General features: G+C 65.4%; 23 protein-coding genes and 1 pseudogene. 10 read left to right on the plus strand and 14 right to left on the minus strand.

Translation table 11 applies throughout. The features are described from left to right. Positions 1-23 precede the first annotated feature (23 nt). On the minus strand, positions 24-710 hold the full coding sequence (locus tag ACAG25_RS00825; RefSeq protein WP_370486406.1) for a DsbA family protein: 687 nt from the start codon (positions 708-710) through the stop codon (positions 24-26). A 24-nt stretch (positions 711-734) separates the two neighbouring features. Here ACAG25_RS00825 and ACAG25_RS00830 point away from each other — a divergent pair, with 24 nt between their 5' ends. Together ACAG25_RS00830 and ACAG25_RS00835 are read left to right on the plus strand one after the other, a co-directional pair. Beyond that, complete coding sequence (locus tag ACAG25_RS00830) at positions 735-1,118, plus strand: ArsR/SmtB family transcription factor (protein WP_370486407.1); 384 nt, start codon at positions 735-737, stop codon at positions 1,116-1,118. A 141-nt stretch (positions 1,119-1,259) separates the two neighbouring features. Beyond that, positions 1,260-1,604, plus strand: a complete 345-nt coding sequence (locus tag ACAG25_RS00835; protein ID WP_011780444.1) for a DUF3703 domain-containing protein — start codon at positions 1,260-1,262, stop codon at positions 1,602-1,604. A gap of 48 nt (positions 1,605-1,652) precedes the next feature. Here ACAG25_RS00835 and ACAG25_RS00840 read toward each other — a convergent pair. The 4 genes and pseudogenes from ACAG25_RS00840 to ACAG25_RS00855 form a co-directional block, all read right to left on the minus strand. Beyond that, positions 1,653-2,220: pseudogene (locus ACAG25_RS00840) on the minus strand (TlpA family protein disulfide reductase). A gap of 91 nt (positions 2,221-2,311) precedes the next feature. After that, positions 2,312-2,911, minus strand: a complete 600-nt coding sequence (locus ACAG25_RS00845) for a cadmium resistance transporter (protein ID WP_370486408.1) — start codon at positions 2,909-2,911, stop codon at positions 2,312-2,314. 64 nt (positions 2,912-2,975) lie between these two features. Next, entirely contained in the window at positions 2,976-4,940 is a 1,965-nt protein-coding gene (locus tag ACAG25_RS00850) for a cation-translocating P-type ATPase (RefSeq protein WP_152517222.1), read from the minus strand. Then, positions 4,937-5,344, minus strand: a complete 408-nt coding sequence (locus ACAG25_RS00855) for a helix-turn-helix transcriptional regulator (RefSeq protein WP_173012047.1) — start codon at positions 5,342-5,344, stop codon at positions 4,937-4,939. Before ACAG25_RS00855 ends, ACAG25_RS00850 begins: the two co-directional genes overlap by 4 nt. Before the next feature lie 406 nt (positions 5,345-5,750). Between ACAG25_RS00855 and ACAG25_RS00860 the strand changes: the two genes are divergently transcribed. Continuing rightward, the gene (locus ACAG25_RS00860; RefSeq protein ID WP_152517221.1) at positions 5,751-6,377 is read left to right on the plus strand and encodes a class I SAM-dependent methyltransferase; all 627 of its coding nucleotides are present in this window, start codon (positions 5,751-5,753) and stop codon (positions 6,375-6,377) included. Further along, positions 6,377-7,021: an isoprenylcysteine carboxylmethyltransferase family protein gene (locus tag ACAG25_RS00865; RefSeq protein ID WP_370486409.1), complete on the plus strand. Its 645-nt coding sequence runs from the start codon at positions 6,377-6,379 to the stop codon at positions 7,019-7,021. The genes ACAG25_RS00860 and ACAG25_RS00865 overlap by 1 nt, the downstream gene beginning before the upstream one ends. A 289-nt stretch (positions 7,022-7,310) precedes the next feature. Here ACAG25_RS00865 and ACAG25_RS00870 read toward each other — a convergent pair whose 3' ends face one another. The 6 genes from ACAG25_RS00870 to ACAG25_RS00895 all read right to left on the minus strand — a co-directional run bounded on the left by ACAG25_RS00870 (position 7,311) and on the right by ACAG25_RS00895 (position 11,712). Next, positions 7,311-7,484 carry a hypothetical protein gene (locus ACAG25_RS00870; RefSeq protein ID WP_370486410.1) on the minus strand — a complete coding sequence of 58 codons (174 nt, stop codon included), beginning with the start codon at positions 7,482-7,484 and terminating at the stop codon, positions 7,311-7,313. A gap of 619 nt (positions 7,485-8,103) precedes the next feature. Beyond that, the gene (locus ACAG25_RS00875) at positions 8,104-8,379 is read right to left on the minus strand and encodes a hypothetical protein (protein WP_011780453.1); all 276 of its coding nucleotides are present in this window, start codon (positions 8,377-8,379) and stop codon (positions 8,104-8,106) included. A gap of 16 nt (positions 8,380-8,395) precedes the next feature. Next, positions 8,396-8,629, minus strand: a complete 234-nt coding sequence (locus ACAG25_RS00880; protein ID WP_370486411.1) for a hypothetical protein — start codon at positions 8,627-8,629, stop codon at positions 8,396-8,398. A gap of 85 nt (positions 8,630-8,714) precedes the next feature. Next, entirely contained in the window at positions 8,715-8,918 is a 204-nt protein-coding gene (locus ACAG25_RS00885) for a hypothetical protein (RefSeq protein WP_370486412.1), read from the minus strand. Positions 8,919-9,150: 232 nt separating this feature from the next. Beyond that, positions 9,151-9,966, minus strand: coding sequence for a sigma-70 family RNA polymerase sigma factor (locus ACAG25_RS00890; protein WP_370486414.1), 816 nt, complete (start codon positions 9,964-9,966; stop codon positions 9,151-9,153). A gap of 1,332 nt (positions 9,967-11,298) precedes the next feature. Further along, positions 11,299-11,712, minus strand: coding sequence for a hypothetical protein (locus tag ACAG25_RS00895; RefSeq protein ID WP_370486415.1), 414 nt, complete (start codon positions 11,710-11,712; stop codon positions 11,299-11,301). Positions 11,713-12,190: 478 nt separating this feature from the next. Between ACAG25_RS00895 and ACAG25_RS00900 the strand changes: the two genes are divergently transcribed. The 3 genes from ACAG25_RS00900 to ACAG25_RS00910 all read left to right on the plus strand — a co-directional run bounded on the left by ACAG25_RS00900 (position 12,191) and on the right by ACAG25_RS00910 (position 15,022). Further along, positions 12,191-13,237 (plus strand): tyrosine-type recombinase/integrase, encoded by a 1,047-nt coding sequence (locus ACAG25_RS00900; protein WP_216847980.1) that lies wholly within the window; start codon positions 12,191-12,193, stop codon positions 13,235-13,237. Further along, positions 13,227-13,559: a helix-turn-helix transcriptional regulator gene (locus ACAG25_RS00905; protein ID WP_024449211.1), complete on the plus strand. Its 333-nt coding sequence runs from the start codon at positions 13,227-13,229 to the stop codon at positions 13,557-13,559. The genes ACAG25_RS00900 and ACAG25_RS00905 overlap by 11 nt, the downstream gene beginning before the upstream one ends. A 128-nt stretch (positions 13,560-13,687) precedes the next feature. Further along, entirely contained in the window at positions 13,688-15,022 is a 1,335-nt protein-coding gene (locus ACAG25_RS00910; protein WP_011856875.1) for a hypothetical protein, read from the plus strand. A 349-nt stretch (positions 15,023-15,371) separates the two neighbouring features. Here ACAG25_RS00910 and ACAG25_RS00915 read toward each other — a convergent pair whose 3' ends face one another. Next, complete coding sequence (locus ACAG25_RS00915) at positions 15,372-16,064, minus strand: TetR/AcrR family transcriptional regulator (protein WP_011856876.1); 693 nt, start codon at positions 16,062-16,064, stop codon at positions 15,372-15,374. Between the two features lie 102 nt (positions 16,065-16,166). Here ACAG25_RS00915 and ACAG25_RS00920 point away from each other — a divergent pair, with 102 nt between their 5' ends. From ACAG25_RS00920 to ACAG25_RS00930, 3 genes are all read left to right on the plus strand, one after another. After that, positions 16,167-16,679: a PaaI family thioesterase gene (locus tag ACAG25_RS00920; protein WP_011856877.1), complete on the plus strand. Its 513-nt coding sequence runs from the start codon at positions 16,167-16,169 to the stop codon at positions 16,677-16,679. After that, positions 16,676-17,347 (plus strand): TetR family transcriptional regulator, encoded by a 672-nt coding sequence (locus ACAG25_RS00925; protein WP_011856878.1) that lies wholly within the window; start codon positions 16,676-16,678, stop codon positions 17,345-17,347. Before ACAG25_RS00920 ends, ACAG25_RS00925 begins: the two co-directional genes overlap by 4 nt. A 78-nt stretch (positions 17,348-17,425) precedes the next feature. Beyond that, complete coding sequence (locus tag ACAG25_RS00930) at positions 17,426-17,890, plus strand: DUF6188 family protein (RefSeq protein ID WP_070351816.1); 465 nt, start codon at positions 17,426-17,428, stop codon at positions 17,888-17,890. Between the two features lie 48 nt (positions 17,891-17,938). Here the strand turns inward: ACAG25_RS00930 and ACAG25_RS00935 are convergent, their stop codons facing one another. Beyond that, the gene (locus tag ACAG25_RS00935; protein WP_370486416.1) at positions 17,939-18,988 is read right to left on the minus strand and encodes an LLM class flavin-dependent oxidoreductase; all 1,050 of its coding nucleotides are present in this window, start codon (positions 18,986-18,988) and stop codon (positions 17,939-17,941) included. After that, the gene (locus tag ACAG25_RS00940) at positions 18,985-19,581 is read right to left on the minus strand and encodes a TetR/AcrR family transcriptional regulator (RefSeq protein WP_011856881.1); all 597 of its coding nucleotides are present in this window, start codon (positions 19,579-19,581) and stop codon (positions 18,985-18,987) included. The genes ACAG25_RS00935 and ACAG25_RS00940 overlap by 4 nt, the downstream gene beginning before the upstream one ends. Between the last annotated feature and the right edge of the window lie 9 nt (positions 19,582-19,590).

Consider the following 19,590-nt stretch of genomic DNA (forward strand, 5'->3'; position numbering starts at 1 on the left):
TGCTAGAAGACGAGACAGTGGCCCTATCCACGTTCCAAGGCCTGGTCGAGTGCGGTGGTCAGGTCGTCGTAGCTGCGGGGCTGGATCCGTTCGTCGTTGATAAAAAAGGTGGGAGTTCCCTGCACGCCGAGTGCGGTGCCGTCGGCGATGTCGAGTTGGATGCGTTCCAGGGTCGCGGGGTCGTTGTAGGTGGCGTCGAAGGCCTCCATGTCCAGGCCCAGTTGTTGGGCGAAGCCGCGGAACACGTCATCGGCGGGGATCTGCTTTTCGCCCCACTGGGCTTGTGTCTCATACATTTTGCGGTACATGGCTTCGAGTTGGCCTTGCTGGGCGGCGGCTTCCACCGCGCGTGCGGCGCGTTCGGCGTTGAAGTGGGATCGCAGCGGAAAGTAGCGCAGCACGAAGTTCACCCGGTCGCCGTACTCGGCGCGCAGCTGCTCGACCGCGGGATAGAGCGCCCGGCAGCCTTCGCACTCGAAGTCGAGGAACTCGACGAAATAGACCTCGCTGTCGGGTACTGAGTTGAGCCGGTGACTGTTCTCCCTGACCGTCTGCCCGGCTGGTGACCCGTCAAGTGCGATGTCGGGAGCTGAGTCCTTGTCGCGAACGGAGAGAAACACCACGGTCCCCACCATTGCGACCGCGATGACGAAGAGCGTGAGGAGCACGCGGGTGTTGGCCAGGATCGAGCCGAGGCCCTTCATGTTCATATCAACGTACTTTAGTATATCGATATGGCCGAGCCGCTCGATACGTGCGATCTTCTGTGTTTAGGCCTGCTCCACGCGGAGGAGATCCGGGCCGCGGTGCCCGACAGCGCCACGGTGCAGGCCGCCGCCGCGGCCGCGCGTGGGTTGGGGGATGGCACCCGGCTGTCCATTACGGCCGCGTTGGCCGCGGGCGAGGAATTGTGCGTCTGCGACGTGGCCTGGGTGGTCGGGTTGTCTCAAGGTTTGGTGTCGCACCATCTGCGCCAGCTCAAGAATGCGTCACTGGTGTCCTCGCGGCGCCAGGGGAAGATGGTCATGTATCGGCTGACCGAGCGCGGGCGACAGTTGACGGCAGCGGTGCTGACCGGTATGGCCGCGGTTGCTGGAGTAAGCCCGAATCGTGGCTGATGCTTGCTGTAGCCCGCAGTCCGCGGCCGACTTCCGGGCGGACGTGAAAAGCGTTGACAAGTAACAGTTTTGCAGCTGGTCGCGGTAGCAGTCTTGCTGCGATGCCCGAGCTGCCGACCGCAGGATAGGAGCGTGAGTGTGATGCCGAGGATCAGTGCGCAGGCCCGCCTTGTGTATCGAGACGAGATGGACGCCGCCAGGAAAGCCGACGATTCGCTGGTGCGGTGGCGACATTTGGAGCGGGCTCACATCGTGTCGCAGCCAGATCCGTGGCTGCACACCGGCAACCACGCCGCCATGCTGGTGTTGGCCGTGCGCCAGCGCAACCGCCGCGAAGCACTCGGGCAGGTGCTGCGCCTCATTGTCGCTGCCCCCGGGTCGATGACCGGTCGGTATCCCGTCGGCAACACCGGCCGCGTCACGGCAGGACTGATGACACCGATGCCCATTCCCGACGACCTCGCCGCAGCCGTAACCAGCAGATGAACACCGCCACGGCGACCGGGCCCTCGAAGCTGCCGTCGGTGTGGGGTGTCAGGGCTCGGTGGTCAGCCGGTCGAGCAGTGGCCGTAGGTCTTCGGCGAGGAGCGCCATGAGGTACACCGCGGCGACCCTGTGTTGGCGGTCCAGGACCATGGTGGGGGGCACCACGCTGGTCGGATAGGTACGTCCCCAGAGTGATGAGGCTGCGCAGCGAGGGGTCGAAGATCGAGGGATATTGCACGTTGCGGTCGGTGACGAAATCGCATGCGGTGTCCCGGTTGTCGCGGACGTCGATACCGACGAACTGCACGCCCCGGTCGCGATATTCGCCGTACACCGTCTCCAGCTCCGGAGTCTCGGTGCGGCAGGGAGCACACCAGGAGCCCCACACATTGATGAGGACCACCTTGCCGGTGAAATCCGACAGCCGGATCGGTTCATCGGTGAACAGATCGGGTCGCTCAGATCGCCGATCGTGCCCCGCGCCGAAGGGAGGGTCATAGAAGATCGCGGTCTGCCCGCCGGGCGATACGAAGTCGAACGTGCCGCCTTGCGCTACGGCGTCCTCACCGGTGGTGCAGCCGGTGAGCGAGGCCGTAGCGGCGACAAGGGCTGCCACGACGGCGACAGATCGCTGGAGTCTAGGCACGAGAACGCCTCTCGCGACGACCACGTTGTCGCGGAGTTCCACTGCCGGTGTTGGTGGCTGCTTAGTTCTCAAAGGCGAGGCCGCTGACCAGGATGAAGATGCCCAGGGCGATCAGGACGATCGGGAACAGAATGTGTTCCCAGCGTTCGAGGACTTCGGCGATCGGCCGGCGGGTGGCGACGAATCGGGCGGCGATGACCAGCACCGCGACGAGCGTGAGGAAGACGACGCAGTAGGCCACCACGGCTGCCGGTTCCACGCTCAAGAAGACCGGAACGTAGACCCCGATGTTGTCCCCGCCATTGGCGAAGGTGACTGCTGCGACGGTTAAGACACCGACGTTCTTGCCGGCAACCTTGCCATCGTCGTCATCGTCGTCATTGCTACGCCCGGCTCCCCATGCCGCCCATAGTCCCAAGGCCAGGGGTATGAGCCCGAAGTACGGGATGACTTGCGGGGGAAGGAACGCTCCGGCACCCAACGTCACCAGCACAGCCGCGCCGAGGATTCCCGCGAACCCCAGGTATTGCCCTGCGGTGATCCGGGCGGTTGTCCCGCGTTGTCCCGCGCCGCGGGCGAAGAACAGCGAGAGCACGATGATGTCGTCGATGTTGGTGACGATGAACAGCCCAATTGCGGGCAGCACTGACGACAGGATCATGGGGTTGCTTTCGTGTCTGCGGTTTTGCTGACCCGCCGACTAGTCACAACGGCGGTGTGGCCGGTCACGACGACGCGCCCACTGCCGCGCGGGTATGGCTGGCTGCCTGATCGACCGGCGCGGCGGCCAGCGGTGTGGTGCGCCCGGCCCGCACGCCGTTGGCGATGACCACGATCTCGGCGAGTTCGTGGACCAGCACCACCGCGGCCAGCCCGAGCACGCCGAACAGTGCCAGCGGCACCAAGGCAATGATCAGGCCCAGGGACAGGCCTACGTTTTGCAGCATGATGCGCCGCGCCCGGCGGGCATGGCGGAACGTTTGGGGCAGGTGGCGCAGGTCTTCGCCCATCAACGCCACGTCGGCGGTTTCGATGGCCACGTCGGTGCCCATCGCGCCCATCGCGATGCCCACGTCCGCGGTGGCCAGCGCAGGTGCGTCGTTGACGCCGTCGCCGACCATCGCCGTGGGGCGTTGGGCCCGAAGCTGTTCGATCAGCCGCGCCTTGTCTTCGGGGCGCAACTCGGCGTGCACGGCGTCGATCCCGACGTCGCGGGCCAGCGCTGCGGCGGTGGCGTGGTTGTCGCCGGTGAGCATCGCCACGTGATAGCCGTCGCGGCGCAACTGCGCGATGACTTCGGCGGCCTCGGGCCGCAACTCGTCGCGCACGGCGATGGCACCGATCACCTGGCCGTTGTCTTCGACGAGGACCGCGGTGGCCCCGGCCTGCTGCATCCGGGTGACGTCGCCGGCGAGTAAGCCGGGGTCGAGCCAGCCGGGCCGGCCGAGGCGAAGCGTGTGTCCGTCGCGGTGGCCGGCGAGCCCGGCGCCGGTGACGGACTCGACGTCGGTGGCGGGAATGACGTCCTCGGCTGCGGCGAGGATCGCCGCGGCCAGCGGGTGCTCGCTGCGCGCTTCCAGAGCCGCTGCCACATCGAGTACCTGCTCGCGGGTCGCACCGTTGGTGGTGGCCACGTCGATGACGGCGGGCCGGTTCGCGGTGAGCGTGCCGGTCTTGTCCAGTGCGACGCCGCGGATCTTGCCCAGCCCTTCCAGTGCGGCGCCGCCTTTGACCAGCGCGCCGAGCTTGCTGGCGGCGCCGATGGCGGCCACCACGGTGACCGGCACTGAGATCGCCAGGGCGCACGGTGAGGCGGCGACCAGTACCACTAGCGCACGTTCGATCCAGGTGGCCGAGTCCCCGAGCAGGCTGCCGATCACCGCGATCAGCCCGGCGACGATCATGATTCCGGGCACCAGGGGTTTGGCGATCCGGTCGGCCAAGCGTTGCGAGGCGCCCTTGCGGGACTGCTCGGCCTCCACGATGCGCACGATGCGGGCCAGCGAGTTGTCCTCGGCGGTGGTGCTGACCTCCACTTCGAGTGCCCCGGTGCCATTGATCGACCCGGCGAACACCTCATCACCGGGCCCGGCCTCTACGGGAACCGACTCGCCGGTGATGGCCGAGACATCGAGCGCGGTGCGTCCGTGGCGGACGATGCCGTCGGTCGCGACACGCTCACCGGGCTTGACCAGCAACCGGTCGCCGATCCGCAAATCCGCAGGCGCCACGGTCTTTTCGGCGCCGTCGCGCAGCACGGTCGCCTCGTCGGGGACCAGCGACAACAGCGCGCGCAGCCCGCGGCGGGTGCGGGCCAGCGAGTACTCCTCCAGACCCTCGCTGATGGAAAACAGGAAAGCCAGCATCGCGGCCTCACCCACCTCGCCGAGGATCACCGCGCCCACCGCGGCAATGGTCATCAGCGTGCCGACCCCGATCTTGCCCTTCACCAGCCGCTTGAGGGTGGACGGCACGAAGGTGTAGGCGCCGGCCAGCAGCGCCACCGCTTCCAGCGCCACGACGACCGGCTCAGCAGCGTCGAGGAACCCGGCGATCACCGCTGCCAGCAGGAACACCCCCGAGAGGGCGGCGAACTGCAGTTCCTTGATCTGCCAGAGCCGCTCGGGCTCACGCTCCTGCTCCTCGGTGCCGCGGGGTTCGTCGTTGCCGCAGCCGCATGCATCACTCATCGGTGAGCCTCCTGCGTACCCTGCGTCGCGACGGTGCCGGAGCGGGCTCCGTAATTGGGGCACAGCGCGACGGCGTTGCCGGTGGCGGCCAACAGCGTCTCGGCCGAGACCAGTAGGTCGAGCAGCTCGGGGCGGGTCAGCGAGTAGAACACCTGCCGGCCTTCGGGGCGCCCGGTAACCAGGCCGCAGTCCCGCAGGCACGCCACGTGCGCCGACACGGTGGACTGCGCCAGGCCCAGCTCGCCGATCAAGTCGACCACGCGGGCCTCCCCGTCGGCCAGGCGGCGCACGATCGCCAACCGGGCCGAATCGGAGAGACTGTGAAACAGTGCCACCGCGGCATCCAGATTCGAACTTCCCGGGGTGGTTCCGGTGAGGCAGCCATCCGCCTTATTCATCGCCATATGACGATGATACCCGGTCGCCGGCGATATTTCGAAGTGAGGTCGGACTCCGAGCCGACCTCGATCCGGTGTGTCGCGTTGGCGGGCACGACCACCTCCGTGCCGCAGTGTCCGCGCGCCGTGCTCGTCGAGCACCGTGAACGCCGTTGTTGCGGTGATGATCTGAACGGCATGGTGGGCATGGGTGTCAGTGGGGCCGATCGATCCGGTGAAGGCCAGCAACCCGGCCGCAGCCGCGCCGCGCCGCCCCAGCGCGGACCGGCAGCTGCATTACCGCCAAGCCTATTCATCGTCACTAAACGATGATAGCGTCTACCATAGATCGTTTAAGGGCGATGCCACCGACGAAGGGCGATCATTCGGACGCTGTGGCAACCGCTACTGAGTGGAAGGAGTTGCGGTGTTGATGAACCGGGCAGAAACAGCTCTGATCAACTCGCCACCTCGGCGCTGGCTGCAGCGCCTCTATGAGGTGCCGGTGCTGCTGCGCTTCGGGGGTCGGCTTCCCCCGGGCAGCGGCGCCCTCGAAATTGGCTGTGGGTCGGGCTACGGCTCGCAGCTGGTGCTGCAGCGCTTCGGCGCCGCGCGGATCGACGCGGTCGATCTGGACCCGGCGATGATCGAGCGGGCACGAACCCGGCTCGCCCCCTACGGCGACCGGGTACACCTGGCTACCGGGAGCGCCACCGATCTGCGTGAGGCGCTCAACGCCGATGATGGCAGCTACGACGCGGTGTTCGACTTCGGGATCATCCATCACATCCCCGACTGGCGCGCTGCGGTCGCCGAAGCCGCCAGAGTGCTCATCCCCGGCGGGCGGTTCTACTTCGAAGAAGTCACCACCCACGCCCTGAGCCGCCCCACCTACCGGCGATTGTTCGACCACCCCACCGAGGACCGGTTCACCGCCGAGGACTTCCTCGACGAGTTAGGCCGGCACGGCCTGGTCATTCTCGGATCGGCGACCCGCATCCAAGGCGACTACCTGCTCGGCGTCGCCGCCAAGCCACTCACTGCGGACGGTGGGCGGTGATGGCCGCGGCCGCGCTGGCCCTGTTCGTGGTCATGATGCTGCTCGCCGGGGCGCTGCGCACCGTTATCCAGCGGCACCGCACCGGTGACAGCGGCAACCGGCGCACACTGTCACCGCGCGGCTCGCTGGGCTGGTCGGCACTCACCGCCACCGACATCGGCTACCTCATGGTGGGTGTCGGCGGCCCCTTGGCGCACTGGCTGGGGCTAGCGCCGGTGAGCGTGCTGCAGCACCCTCCCATTCACGTGCTCGGCGTGGTCCTGGCGGTTCTGGGCATCCTGGCCGCCTTCGGTGCGCAGATGGCGTTGGGCGCGTCCTGGCGGATCGGGGTCGACCAAAGTGAACGCACCGCACTGGTCACCAGCGGCCCATTCGGTTGGGTGCGCAACCCCATCTTCACCGCGGTGCTAGTCACGATCCTCGGCCTGGCGCTCATGGTCCCCAACCTCGTCGCACTCATCGGCTGGGTCCTTGCCCTCGTTGGGATCGAAACCCAAGTGCGCCGCATCGAGGAGCCCCACCTGCACCGCATCCACGGCGAACCCTATGACCGCTACACCGCCACAGTTGGTCGCTTCCTACCCGGACTGGGACGCCTCCGCACCGACCGTCGCGCTGCCACATCGAAAGGGGACAAAAGTTGATCACTCCTACCCAGTCCATACGGTCGATACCATCGCCGCCGCCCAAGCCTCTCGATGAGCAGGCCTGGCATCCCCGCGCCCAGATCGCCCGCATGCTAGGCATATATCCCAATCCGAGTGCGGGCATGAAAAAGCCTCGCGCGTCGAAATCGAGATTCGACGTCTGCGAGGCGAAAGCCAGCGTGGTGTGCGCATGCGGGGGCCGCTGACGGTGGCCGTCCGGCGCGCAGGCGGTTACGGCGGCATCGGCAGGATTCTCCCGGTGACAAGAGTGCTCATCAGAAGAGGGCTAACGCCGCCACTCGCGAAGCGCGACCGCGGCAGCGCCGACTAACTCGGCCAGCCCCTTCAGGAAGGCGATGATGCGCTCCATCGGCTCATCGCGCCGGCAGAACACCGCCCGGTTGACCATCACCAGTACAAGCAGAATCCAGACCAGATTCCACGCGTCCGAGACGACCACGTTGACCTCCTTGCGAGGTGTACCAACAGAAAAGTGCCCGACCGATGGCCGGGCACAAAAAAAGCCGGGAAGACCCCGACTTCAACGCGCAAATAAGCGCGCCCTTTCATGGTAAAACCATGAAAAGATCAGTCCAGCACTACATTTGGATGACTGGACGACATACGGAACTGGCTGTGTACGCCAGTTGTTCGGTGGACCCCGCCAGCAGGGGCGGGAGGAAGATTTCGCGGTAGCGACTGGATGTGGGCACAGTCGAGCTACTGCGCGCTAACCGGATTTTGGGCGCACTAACGGCACCTCATTCACTGTACTCGCAGGTAGATGCGCCAGCATGGAAGCAAGCATCCTGGGCGTGTCGCCTGGCTGGGAGAGCGGGCTGCCCAGTTCCTGCGCCAGATGTTCCGACTTCCCTATCCTGGAGACGTGACGAGCGAGTGCGGTGACACCGAGTCGACGCTGCCTCTGTCCCCCGCTCCCCCGCGCCGTTTCGGTCAGCTGCCCGACCTTGCGGTCTCAGATGACTTCGACGACCCACTACCCGAGACGGAGCTGGCCACGTGGGACGGACGCCCCTCCCGCGAGGGTTCAGAATTTGCCCGCGAAGGACGAGCCGCATTCAGATCAGGCGGGGGTCGCCGTCTTCGTCGAGCACGATGTGCGGATCGCCGCGCTGGAGCGCGTCGAGCGCAAGATCAATCTCATGGACGGCGAGATCGGCTATGCGGCTGGGCCCCAGGACGACGATCTGCTCAGCCTGATCAGCCCCGCCGCCAACCACCAGGCCGACGAACTCGGGATTGCCCGCGACGACGAACTGCAGATCCCAGCCGATGTGGCGGCCGACCTCACGGGCTCGTCGATCCAGTGTCAGCACGTCGTCGTCGGTCAACACGCGATGCCCTCCCTTGTCAGGTGTCGTTGGAGTTGTTGCCGCGCAGCGAGTTCAGCTCATCGAGCAGCTGCTGATAGCGCTGAATGGACATGACGACGGCCGCGGGCTTGCCGGCCGTATCGGCCAGGATGACGTTGCCTGCGCTGGTGGCCACCTGATTTATCAGGTGCTGGTGCAGTTCGCGGGCCGGGATCAGCTCACTGGGGACAGCTTGCGCGCCGCCCAGGGCTTCAACGGTGGTACGGATCATCGGATTGCCTCTCAGAAGTGGTCGGTCTGGTGTCCCCTCAGCCCGCCTGTCCAGCCGAGGGGACACCGCCGAATTCGGTTGATAATCAACCGCGTTCGGTGACCGTGGTGTTGGGGTGACGTGCGGCCGTGGAGCCCTTCACGAACTTGCCGGTGATGGCGCTGCGGTGATGAGTTCCACTGCTGCGGTTGGAGCCCCGTTCGGTGACCGTGGTCTTGGGGTTGCGCGCCGCGGTGGACGCCTTGACGTAGCGACCGGTGGCTGCGCTGCGGTTATGTCCCTTGGCCATTGTTTTGTCCTTTCGTGTTTTCCGGCCCGGTGTTGAGCCGGATACCGGTCTATAAGTGCGCTGGGCGGCTCGACCCTGAATTCCTGTGAGTCGTCGTGCCCATGGCCGCCCTCAGCCGCACGCCGGGCCAGTGCGTCGCCTTCGGCGGCGGTCACCGACCTGCGTGCTGCCCGCGCGGTGCGGGTGCCCAACGAGCTGGCGTTGATGAGTGCGGTGAGGTGCTTGATGGTGGTCACGACGTCCTCTTTCGGAGTTGGCGGAGTTGATAGCCGAGGAGGTTTTCCACGCTCTTGGCGTCAGGCAGGCCCAGCTCGTCGGCGATCTCGCGCTGGGTGAAGCCGTGCTCCTGCATGAACAGGGCTCGGCGTGCCCGGTCGGTGCTCAGCAGCGCCATCGCCTCGGCCACCGTGTCGTTGGCGACGATGGTCTCCTCGATGCCCTTGATGATGTCGAACCGGTCTTCGGGCAGCTCGGCCATCGGCGTGGTGGCCTCCTGGATTCGCTCTTTCTCGGCCCGCAGGGCGCTGCGGTAGATGTTGGCGAACTGATAGAGGCACTGGCCGATGAAGAAGGTGCCCAGCGACGCGCCTCCCGAGGATTGCCAGCGGTGGGTCATCAGCACCTTGTCTCGGAAGTAGATCAGCGCGGCGACCACGGTGTCGGTGGCGATGTCGTCGATGGTCTGATCGTCGGGCCAGCCCTCGATGCGGCCCAGCCCGTAGCCGGTCAGCGCCTTGGCCTTGCCGTAGATGGTGCCGTGGCGGATCCAGGCGCGCAGCACCCCGAGGCCGTAACGGGACAGCTCGCGGGAAAACCGCTCCCACAGCCGGCCGGTGAACTGGTGCAACTGCAGGGCCAACAGCAGCTCCTCGTCTGCTTGAAGACGCCGGATTCGTTCCAGTTCGTCAGCGAGTTCGGCGGTGAGATCAGGGTCGTCGAGCCAGGCACTGACTACGCCATCGTCGATGTGCTGGATGTCGGCCTGGATGTCCTGTTGTAAGCGCGCGGCATCAACGGGCGGGCCGGGGCGGCGGGCCGGTCGATCCATGGCTACATCTCCAGGAGGCGAGAAAGAGACAACCGATCCCTACGGTTGTCGCTTCCTCTTAAGTCCGCACGTACCGCGGACCCCTGAAACCCGGAGAAAGTTTTTTTCCAGGCAAGCGGTCGCGGCCGTGCTGGCGCCATTGTCCCAGGTCGAGCCGACAAACCTCGGCATAGAACGAGGGGCTACTGGCGGCCCAACCCAAAAGCGTCGTACGCGGCTTCTCGGGTCGCGGTCGCTCGTCGTCGTGCAGCTGCCAAGAAGGAAGGTGGGCTTTCAGCCGCGGGCAACGCTGTTCAAAGCAAAGAGCCCGGGTCGGTCGCAAGGACCGAATACCGGGCTCCTCCTGGCTTCAACCGGGCACGCGCTACACGTCACACCGGCCTGTATGAGCTCACCACCGCTGAACGCTGCAGCGGGGCCCTTGCTCAGCCCGTTCCAGCTCCTCGGCTCGGGCATTGCGACACGGCGCGCCACGGCCCGCGTGGGCCCCGGCCCCGGGGCCCACTGCCGACACCGCGTTCGAGCACCTCAGCGAGACGCAGTGCTCACCACAGCGTGGGCTGGTCGCCAAGCTGCGCCGCGTGCACCGCTGCAGCATTCCAGCCGTGCCGTACCGCATACGCAGCGCCACCGAAGGTCCGCGCCGCACATCGCGACTGTCGAAACGTTGCACCGTATGGCGGCCACCGCCGCGACGCATCCGCGCCATCTACTCCATGTTGTCCTGCGAGCCGGAAACGACGTGCTGTCGAACATCCGTGTCGGCCATGCACTTCACGCATACCGGGTTGTCGCACTCATGTAAGCCAGTCTCCCCCGCTGCCACCCTGCGACCTGCGATCGCCGACGCGGAGCGATACGGACGCACCCAGAACCCCACGCCGTCGCGCGTGAGGTAGAACCGGTCGTAGCCGTCCTTCCCGACCGCACGGGCCATATGTCGCAGTCCGAAGGCTTTGGCCCGCAGACGACGTGAATATGGAAGCGCGCAATCTCGGCGGCATGCAGCTGCCGATCGCAATCAGTAGGCCCGCGCTCTTCGTAACCTTCGACCCCAGAACCGGGCACCGACACACGCCGCGGCCGCAGTGGCGGACGCTGCCCACTCGGGCCGGCTACGTCGGACCAAGAGCTGACCGCCGCCAGCGCGGCTCCTTGTCGCGTGTCGGTGCGCTCGACAGCGGGCAGCTGAGCACCGTGCTACCCGTGCACCGCGGCCTGGTCGCGCCACTATGCTCCAGACTCTCGGCACACCGCCGCCCGGCATCTCCGCCGTCACGCCGAGTCTGCCCAGAGATTGTCGGGAGCGACACCGCTGGGGTTCGCTGCTGACTAGGCGACCCCATCGCCGCCGACAACTGCATGCGAACCGTTGCTGGGCGTGGACTTCTCGACTTTCGGAGCGTGCCGCAGAATGGTCCGCACCATTCCGATCCCGACGTCTGTCCGTGCGGCGATCGTGGTCAGCGTCTCACCACGGCCCTGCATGCGTGCAATCGCCGCGCCGGCCTTCGCTCGGTGGGTAGCGACTCGCTTCGCAGCTTCGGCGTCGACTTGCTCGCGCAGCTGGGCCATACGCTCCTTCTTCCAAACCTCGACCTCGGCGACCTTGCCGACCTCGTATAGAAAGTTCGTGGCGTCGTCGATGTTCGCTTTATCCCGCGCAGCGCACGCTTCGTTGGCGCGCCGGGTCGCTTCCACGGCCCGTCGCCGGGCTTCCAACTTGGACGTTCCTGCTGCTGTCATGACCGGGACACTAAAACCGGCCGGGCCCGACGTGCCACCACCACAGCCACATTCGCCACCCACCAGTTTTTTCGTTCGCCGCCCCTACCGCACCACCGCGCTCCGCTCACCATCCGTGCAGCCCGTCCCCTCACCACCGCCGCACCGCCCACTCAGCTCACCCCCTCACAGGCCCCTTCCACGACCCACAGAAAGCCCACACACCTCTTGCATGAAGGTCACGAAGGTCGCGAATCAACCTGAAGTTGACGCGTATATCTGGCGCATGGGACCAGCGCCGGATGCGCTTCATTGAACCACTTTCGTGTTCCTCCTGGTAGACGGATTTCGCTCGCAGGTGTGGTAACTTGCGGTTGTCATTGACAACTCTAAGTTGACGATAGATGGAGGTTCTCTTGTGAGCGTTCCGGGGTCGGCGCACTTGGTTCTTGCCTCGGGCGTGGTTCACCTGGACGAGGCCAGCGCAGTCTTCGAAGCGATGCTGTCTGGGTGGGGTCGTCAACAGGCGTCTCGGCTACTCGCTGCTGAGGCCACGATCGAGCCGCGGCTGGCGTTGGTGCGGCGGTTCGCAGAGTTCGCCGGGGCGCCTCCGTGGGACTGGACTGCCGGCGATGTCGAAGACTTCACGGCCGCTTTGATGTCGGGCCCGGAACGCAAAGCACCGTCGACCATTCGCGGCTATCACATGTCGTTGCGGATGTTCTGCGACTACCTACTCGATAGCCGCTACGGTTGGATCGCGCAATGCGAGAACAGGTTCGGACGGATCCCATCGCAGGTCTGTCACGACTACAACACCGCCGCGCATCTGGTCGACTACGAGGGCAAGCCCGCGCGTCGCCCGTTCACCTACGACGAACTGGAAACATTGTTCGATTTCCTCGATGATCGCGTCGATGTTCTCGCTCGGTCCAGGAACAAAGGCGCGTTCGCGGCGCTGCGCGACGCACAGATGATCAAGACGGCCTACGCCTTCGGTTTACGCCGCCGCGAGCTGTGCTATCTCGATCTCGCCGACCTGCGTCCGAACTCGCGGATGCCGGCCTGGGGCACGTTCGGCGCCGTCCACGTTCGCTACGCCAAATCACGTCGCGGCAGCTCTCCCAGGCGTCGCACCGTGCTCGCCGTTCCGGAGTTCGACTGGGTGATCGACGGACTGCGCCAATGGGTCGACCACGGCCGCCCACTCCTCAGCCCCGGGAACCGTCAAGAGCTCTGGCTGACCGAGCGTCGACGGCGCGTGGCGACCAAGACCATGGATAGGCGATTCGCCGTCGCACGGGTGCAAGCGGGACTGCCTGCCGAGCTCACCTTGCACTGCCTGCGGCACTCCTATGTCACCCATCTGATCGAGTTCGGTTATCCGGAGCGGTTCGTCACCGAACAGGTGGGGCACTCGTATGCCTCGACCACCGCGATCTATACCTCGGTGTCCGACGACTTCAAGACCAAAACACTGCAGGCGGCGCTGCGCCGCGTCTACGGATCATCCACGACGACAGGTGAAGGCGGAGATGAGCACTAGGACCGTGCTGCGGTGGAACCTGCGTCAGCTGATGGCCCAGAACGGAATGTTCGCCACCACCGACCTTGTCGCACCGCTGCACGAGCGTGGCGTGGAGATCTCCCGACAGATGGTGCACCGGATCGCGACCAAGCCCCCGCAGCGCATCAATCTCGACCTGCTCGCCGCCCTCTGCGACATCTTGTCGTGCACGCCCAACGACCTGCTCGAGCTCGTCGCCGAACAAGTCCGTGAGGCGCCCGCGGTCAACGACAGCGGACCCGGCATCGGCGACCTGCGACCCATCCGCGCCACCATCCGCCGCCCCCACGACAACCAGTGACTCAGCGGGCCTGCTGGGAGTGTGCAAGCACCATCCGGCTAACCCCACTGACGCACGGGCGTCGCATCTGTGTCGCATGCCGTCGCAGACGGCACTATCACCCCGAGAAATGCCCGCGGTGTGAGACCGTGCGGCCACTGGCGTGGCAGCTCGACGATGCCATCGTGTGCGCCTCCTGCGCCGGTGTCGCATCGATCTTCACCTGCAGCGAATGCGGCCGCGAAGAACACCCCTACGGGTTCTACCGATGCGCCCGCTGCTTCCTACGCGAGCGCCTCACCGAGCTGCTCACCGACCCGATCAGCGGCACGATTCATCACCGACTACGGCCCGTGTTCGACGAACTGATCAACGCCGACCGCCCACAGACGGTGCTCTGGTGGCTGCGAAAGAAGCCCGGTACCGGCCCGCAGCTCCTTCGCGACATGGCCTGCGGAACGCGTGAAATCAGCCACGACACCTTCAGCGATCTTCCCTCGGACCGAGCCCACGATTACTTGCGCAGCCTCCTGGTCGCGGTCGGCGTTCTGGGCCCGATCGACATCCGCGTCGAACGGATGCTGCCCTGGATCGAGGACGTTGTAGCCGAGCTTCCGGCCGAAGACGCCGCCATCGTTCGCCGATTCGCGCATTGGCATGTACTGCGCCAGATGCGCAAGGCCTCCCACGAGAACCGGCTGACGAGATCGATGACCGATGCCTGCCGTCGTCGCGTCCGCGTGGCGATTCAGTTCATGGCGTTTCTGCACACCCACGACGCCACTCCGGCGACAGCGACACAGGAGATGCTGGAGCGCTACCAGGCGCTCCACCGGAGGCCGCTCACTGCCGAGTACGCCTTCCTCGTCTGGCTACGCCAATCCCGCATCAACACCACACTGAGGGTCACCGATCCGCCACGGTCACCTCCCTCGGTAACCGTCTCGGATTCCCAGCGGTGGGCCGCCGTCGGGCGGCTGCTGCACGACGACACAATCCGCCGCAAAACCCGCATCGCGGGACTGCTCACATTGTTGTTCGCCCAACCTCTTTCGCGCATCGTCGCCCTGCGATCAAGCCAAATCTCGATCTCCGACGATCACGCCGTGCATGTCGTCTTCGCCGCCATCCCCATCCAAATGCCTCCCCTACTCGACGACCTCATCCGCGAGCATCTGGAGCAGCAATGCGAAAGCCGCTACACCCCATCCCATACGGGCTGGCTGTTCCCCGGCCGACTTCCCGGCACCCACCTGTCCACCGAGAACATCCGCACCCAGCTCGTCGCGGTCGGGGTGAAACCCTACGAACATCGCAAAGCCGCGCTCTTCCAGCTCGCCAGCGACATGCCCGCACCCGTGCTGGCCGAACTGCTCGCGATCACCACCAAGAACGCAGCCGCCTGGGCCAAACTCGCCGCCCGCGACTGGACCGATTACGTCACCGAACGCGGCAGATCAATGCCGCATCGAAGGCGGAGCTAACTCGCAACAGCGATGTCGTAACCACTCCATGCCGCCGAGGCCACGATTCGCCTGCTCTCGTCAAAGTTGTTCTTTGTCAATCCTCCTCGCCACAAGTCAAGCAATCGAGAAACGGGTTCAAGCAGTTGCGCGCCCTCAAGCGTCTGAGACGCCGAACCGCGGGTGACCTGCACTTCGGGTAGCTCACTACCCTGCTGCGAGTCTCCGCACCTCGCTGTGGAACGGAAACCAGCGTACGGCCTCGCCGATGATGGCGACGAATGGTCCTTCGATGCCATCACCGACGCGATTTGCGAGAGGCGAAAAGGGCCCGAAGACCAGCCGGCTCGACATTGTGATTTCGTTGTGCCTAGCGAGCTGAGCGCGCCGGGCGGCCCGTCTTCTTGGTGGCGATGTTCGATTTTATGGCGTCGCTGTCGGTGTTGCGGTGGGCGGCGAGAAAGTCATCGACGATGTTCGCGCAGTCATTGTGAGTGATAGTGCGAAGCCCGGTCATTCGGGCGAAGGCGAGTGGTCCGACGAGTTGGCAAAGCGCCAGTTCCTGGTCGAAGTCGTTGAGTTCGGCTTGAGCTTTTGGGCTGGTGAGTACGGCGTCAAATGGTTGACGATATTGATCGACAACTCGGGTCCGTAGCGCCCCGGATGTGTGGCGGTCTTCCGCTTGGGCATTGGAGCCGGTGGGCCCCAATGAGAGCCACGCGAGTGTCGTGACATGCAGCGGTGCGTCGTTGAAAAGGGCGGCTTGGCGGCTGAGCAATTCGATCAGCTGCTCACGGAGGGGTCCGCTGGTCGGTGCCGGAGTGGTCACTTGTGGAAGTAGGCGTTCGAACGTGGCTGCCAGTAAATGCGACGAACTGTGGAAGTGGCGGTACAGCGTGGTTCGGGCCACTTTGGATGCTTTGGTGACGGCATCGATAGTGACCGCTTCCACCCCACCGGTGCTCAGTAGCGTTGCCGCAGCATCCAGCAGCCGGGTGCGTGACCGGATGAGCCGAGGGTCCACGTCGTCGTCAGGGACGGGCACTGCCTGACTGTCGCTCACTCGTTCACCTCGGCGGTCGATCTTCACGCGATGCTGTCACGGCAGTCTAGCAGTGTGGTACTAACGGTAGCGCAGCGAAACCGATCGTATTGGAGGGTGACGGTGCCCGAAAGCCTGTTGCCGCCCGAGCGGCTGCCCTCGCACACCACGACATGCATGGGTTGCGGCCCGGACAACCCCCACGGACTGCGGTTGGTGGTGCATCGTAGCGGCGACGCGGTGTACACCGATGTGACGTTCGATGAGCGCCATATCGGGGCCCCGGGCCTGGCCCATGGCGGGGCAGTGGCCGCGGCATGTGATGACGTCCTGGGCTTCACGTTGTGGATCGCCGGAACCCCGGCGGTGACCCGCACCCTGACGGTCGAATATTTGCGGCCGGTGCCGCTGCATCAGACCCACCGGATTACTGCCCACATCGTCTCTCGTGAAGGGCGGGCGCTGCATGTCACGGCGACAGGCACGGGTGAGGGTGGGATCGCCCGCTTCACCGCCAGTGCAGTGTTCATTGTCGTCAGCCCTGAGCACTTCGCCGCACACGGCGATGTCAGCGCTTTCGGCGATCTTCTGGAGCAGTTCTCGCGCCGCGGCGGCCTCGACCCGGAGCCGTCATGACTGTCCCTCAGGCGCGCAGCCACGGGAAAACCCCGCCTTCGGAAGCGAACTCGGTCGCTGCAGAGAAGCGAGCCGCTAACGCGTCGCGTTCACGCGCGTCCGCACGGCGCCGGGAGACCATTCTTGATGCAGCTTTGGTCGTGGCCGCGGCGGGTGGTTACGAGGCGGTTCAGATGCGGACAGTTGCCGAGCGGGTCGGCATCGCCGTCGGCACGCTTTACCGCTATTTCCCGGCGAAAACCCACTTGCTGGTGGCAGCGCTGACGCGCGAGTTCCGTCGACTCGACTCGGCCGGGGACTGGGCGAGTGGTGAGGGCACACCGCTGGAACGGCTCGAACGGCTCACCGCACATCTGCATGACCGCTGGCAGCGCGACCCATGGCTGACGACGGCCATGACACGGGCCTTCGCAGTCGCAGATACCCGCGCCGCCGCGGAACTCGACCGCGCGGCCGATGAGATCCAGATCCTGCTGGCCCGCACGCTCAGGGGCGGCGAGCCCACTCCTACCGATCTGCACGTGGCTGGGATCATCTCCGACATCTGGCTGGCCAACCTCGTGGCCTTCAGCGGCCACCGCGCGACAGCCGCCGACACCCGCGACCGCATTGACCGAGCCACCAGGCGCGTCGTGACCAGCGCTGCTAGGCCAGCCGTCTACCGGTAACGATACTGCTGGTATCGCAGCGATACTTTGCGTACTCTTTGGGGATACGGCTCAACGATGCGTCGAAAAGAGACTGCCATGTACACCCAATGGATCGAAAACCCTGTCGTACAACGCCTCTCGCTGCACGGCGGCCTGGTTCTGGATTTCGATGATTACAACGAAATCGTCATCTCCTGCCCCCTACTATTGACGCTTCCTGCCGTCGGCACCTACCCCATCGAGGCGGTGCGTATTGACCCCCTCAGGATCGCGACCCACGAACGCCCGCTGCTGAACCTCGCCGGCGCACTGTGCACCCAGGCCTGGTCCAGCGACGATGGAGGGCTACACCTGAGCTTCTCGCGCGGACATCGCATCGATGTCGATCCCGACGCTGAACAGACAGCGTGGGAGCTCTATGGCATGCGCCACGGCTACATGGCCTGTCTACCTCAAGGACGGGTACGCGTGGTCCGCCATGACCTCCCCGACACCGACGACGCCAACATCGTCAACAGCGTCAGGCAATCATCGGCGGGGTCGGCGCGGCAGACCCACTAATCCGGCCGCGGACACTGCGACGGGTCGACTTGGGCGGCAATACGTGGATCAGGTTGAACGTGGACAGGACCGCCCTGGCGACATCGAGGCGGGCGAGCATTCCCGGATGATGCTGTCGAGGTTTTGTTGCACGCGTTCGGCAGTGATGCCGACCGATGGTGAATACAGCATGATGTGGTCGAGGACGCCGTTGTACCGTCTCAATTGTTCACGGACCTCGTGCGCCGTCCCGGCGACACCCATGGCGTCGATCATCTCCTCGGACACAGCGGCGAACATCGCCGGGAAATCGCGCTGGGCGAATGCTTGCCGGATGGCTCGGCCTTCGCTGGCGAAGCCGTTCACATCGAGTACCGTCTCGTAGGATTTGACCGAGGAGTAGAACGCAATCTGCTGCGCCAGTTCGCGCCTGGCGACCTCGGCGTCGTCGTGGATGGCGCACATCACCATGGAAATGATTTCCACGTCATTGGGGTCGCGGCCGGTGTGCGCGGCGCCCCTGGCGATAGCGGGCCGGACGACCTCTTCGACGTAGGTGGTTGTGAACAGCGGATGTCCGGCTAGGCCGTCGGCCACCCGCCCGGCCGCCTCGCACATCCGGGGCCGGACACCGGCAGTGACGATCGGGATCGGCCTGCTGGAGGGTCCCACGTCGCCGGTCGGGGTGAGATTCATTCTGTAGAAACGGCCCTCGTGATGGATCGGGCCTTCATGCAGGTTCCATATCCGGCGCAGCAGCATCACGAGTTCTTCCATCCGCAGGGCGGGTGCGGAGGTGTCGGGCACGCCGTGCCAGTCGCCCATCATCCGTTTGGTGCCGTTGCCGATGCCGAGTACCAGTCGTCCGTTGGAGAGTTCGTCGAAGTCGCGCGCCTCGGTGGCCAGCACCAGGGGGCTTCGGCCGACGCCGTAGAGAATGGAGGAACCGATCCGACAGTTCTGGGTGCTGTTGGCCATCGCGGCCATGGAGATCGATCCGGACCGAGAATAGAACTCCGAGGCCCATACGGCGTCGAACCCGGCCGCATCAGCGGCCTGGGCGGTCTGGGCCAGTGACTTCAGATCCGCGCCGAGAACCGACAGGCCGTAGGTGCTCATGACTGGTCTCCTGTGCGCGGGCGCAGCCCGTCGAACATGACGGCGCTGAGGGTGCTGGCGACCACCGTCTCGTCGAGGTGGTTATCGGTGACCAGGTACATGAGTGCATTGATGGTGACCGCGCCGAACAGCGCAATCGACGTCGATCGCGCATCGGGCTGAGCGACGAGGGATCCGTCGCGGGCCCCTTCGATGAGCAGGGTTTCGACGGGTTGTTGGTAGGCGGTATTGATCATCTCGGCGATAGCCGGCATGCGGGCCGCTCGTCCCAATTCGCCGATGAGTGCACGGCATACCGCTGGCCGCTGCGCCATTGCCCGCAGTTGTGCGCGGATCACGAGTTCGAGGCGTTCGGCACCGGTGCCGCCGGTGTGCACGATCGCGGTCACAGCATCGAAGATGTCCTTGAGGAGGTCTTCGAGCAGGAAAGCAAGGATGTCCTCTTTACCGGCGAAGTAGTAGTACAGCGTCGCTTTCGGCACACCGGTCACCGCGGCGACGTCTTCGATCTTGGAGTCGTTGAGCCCCTTCTCGGCGAACAAGTCCGCCGCGGCGGGAAGCCGGTCAGAGATCTGACGTGGAATCTTGCGCATTGCCCCCCT

This window comes from Mycobacterium sp. pV006 (genome assembly GCF_041287115.1).
Taxonomy (GTDB): Bacteria; Actinomycetota; Actinomycetes; order Mycobacteriales; family Mycobacteriaceae; genus Mycobacterium.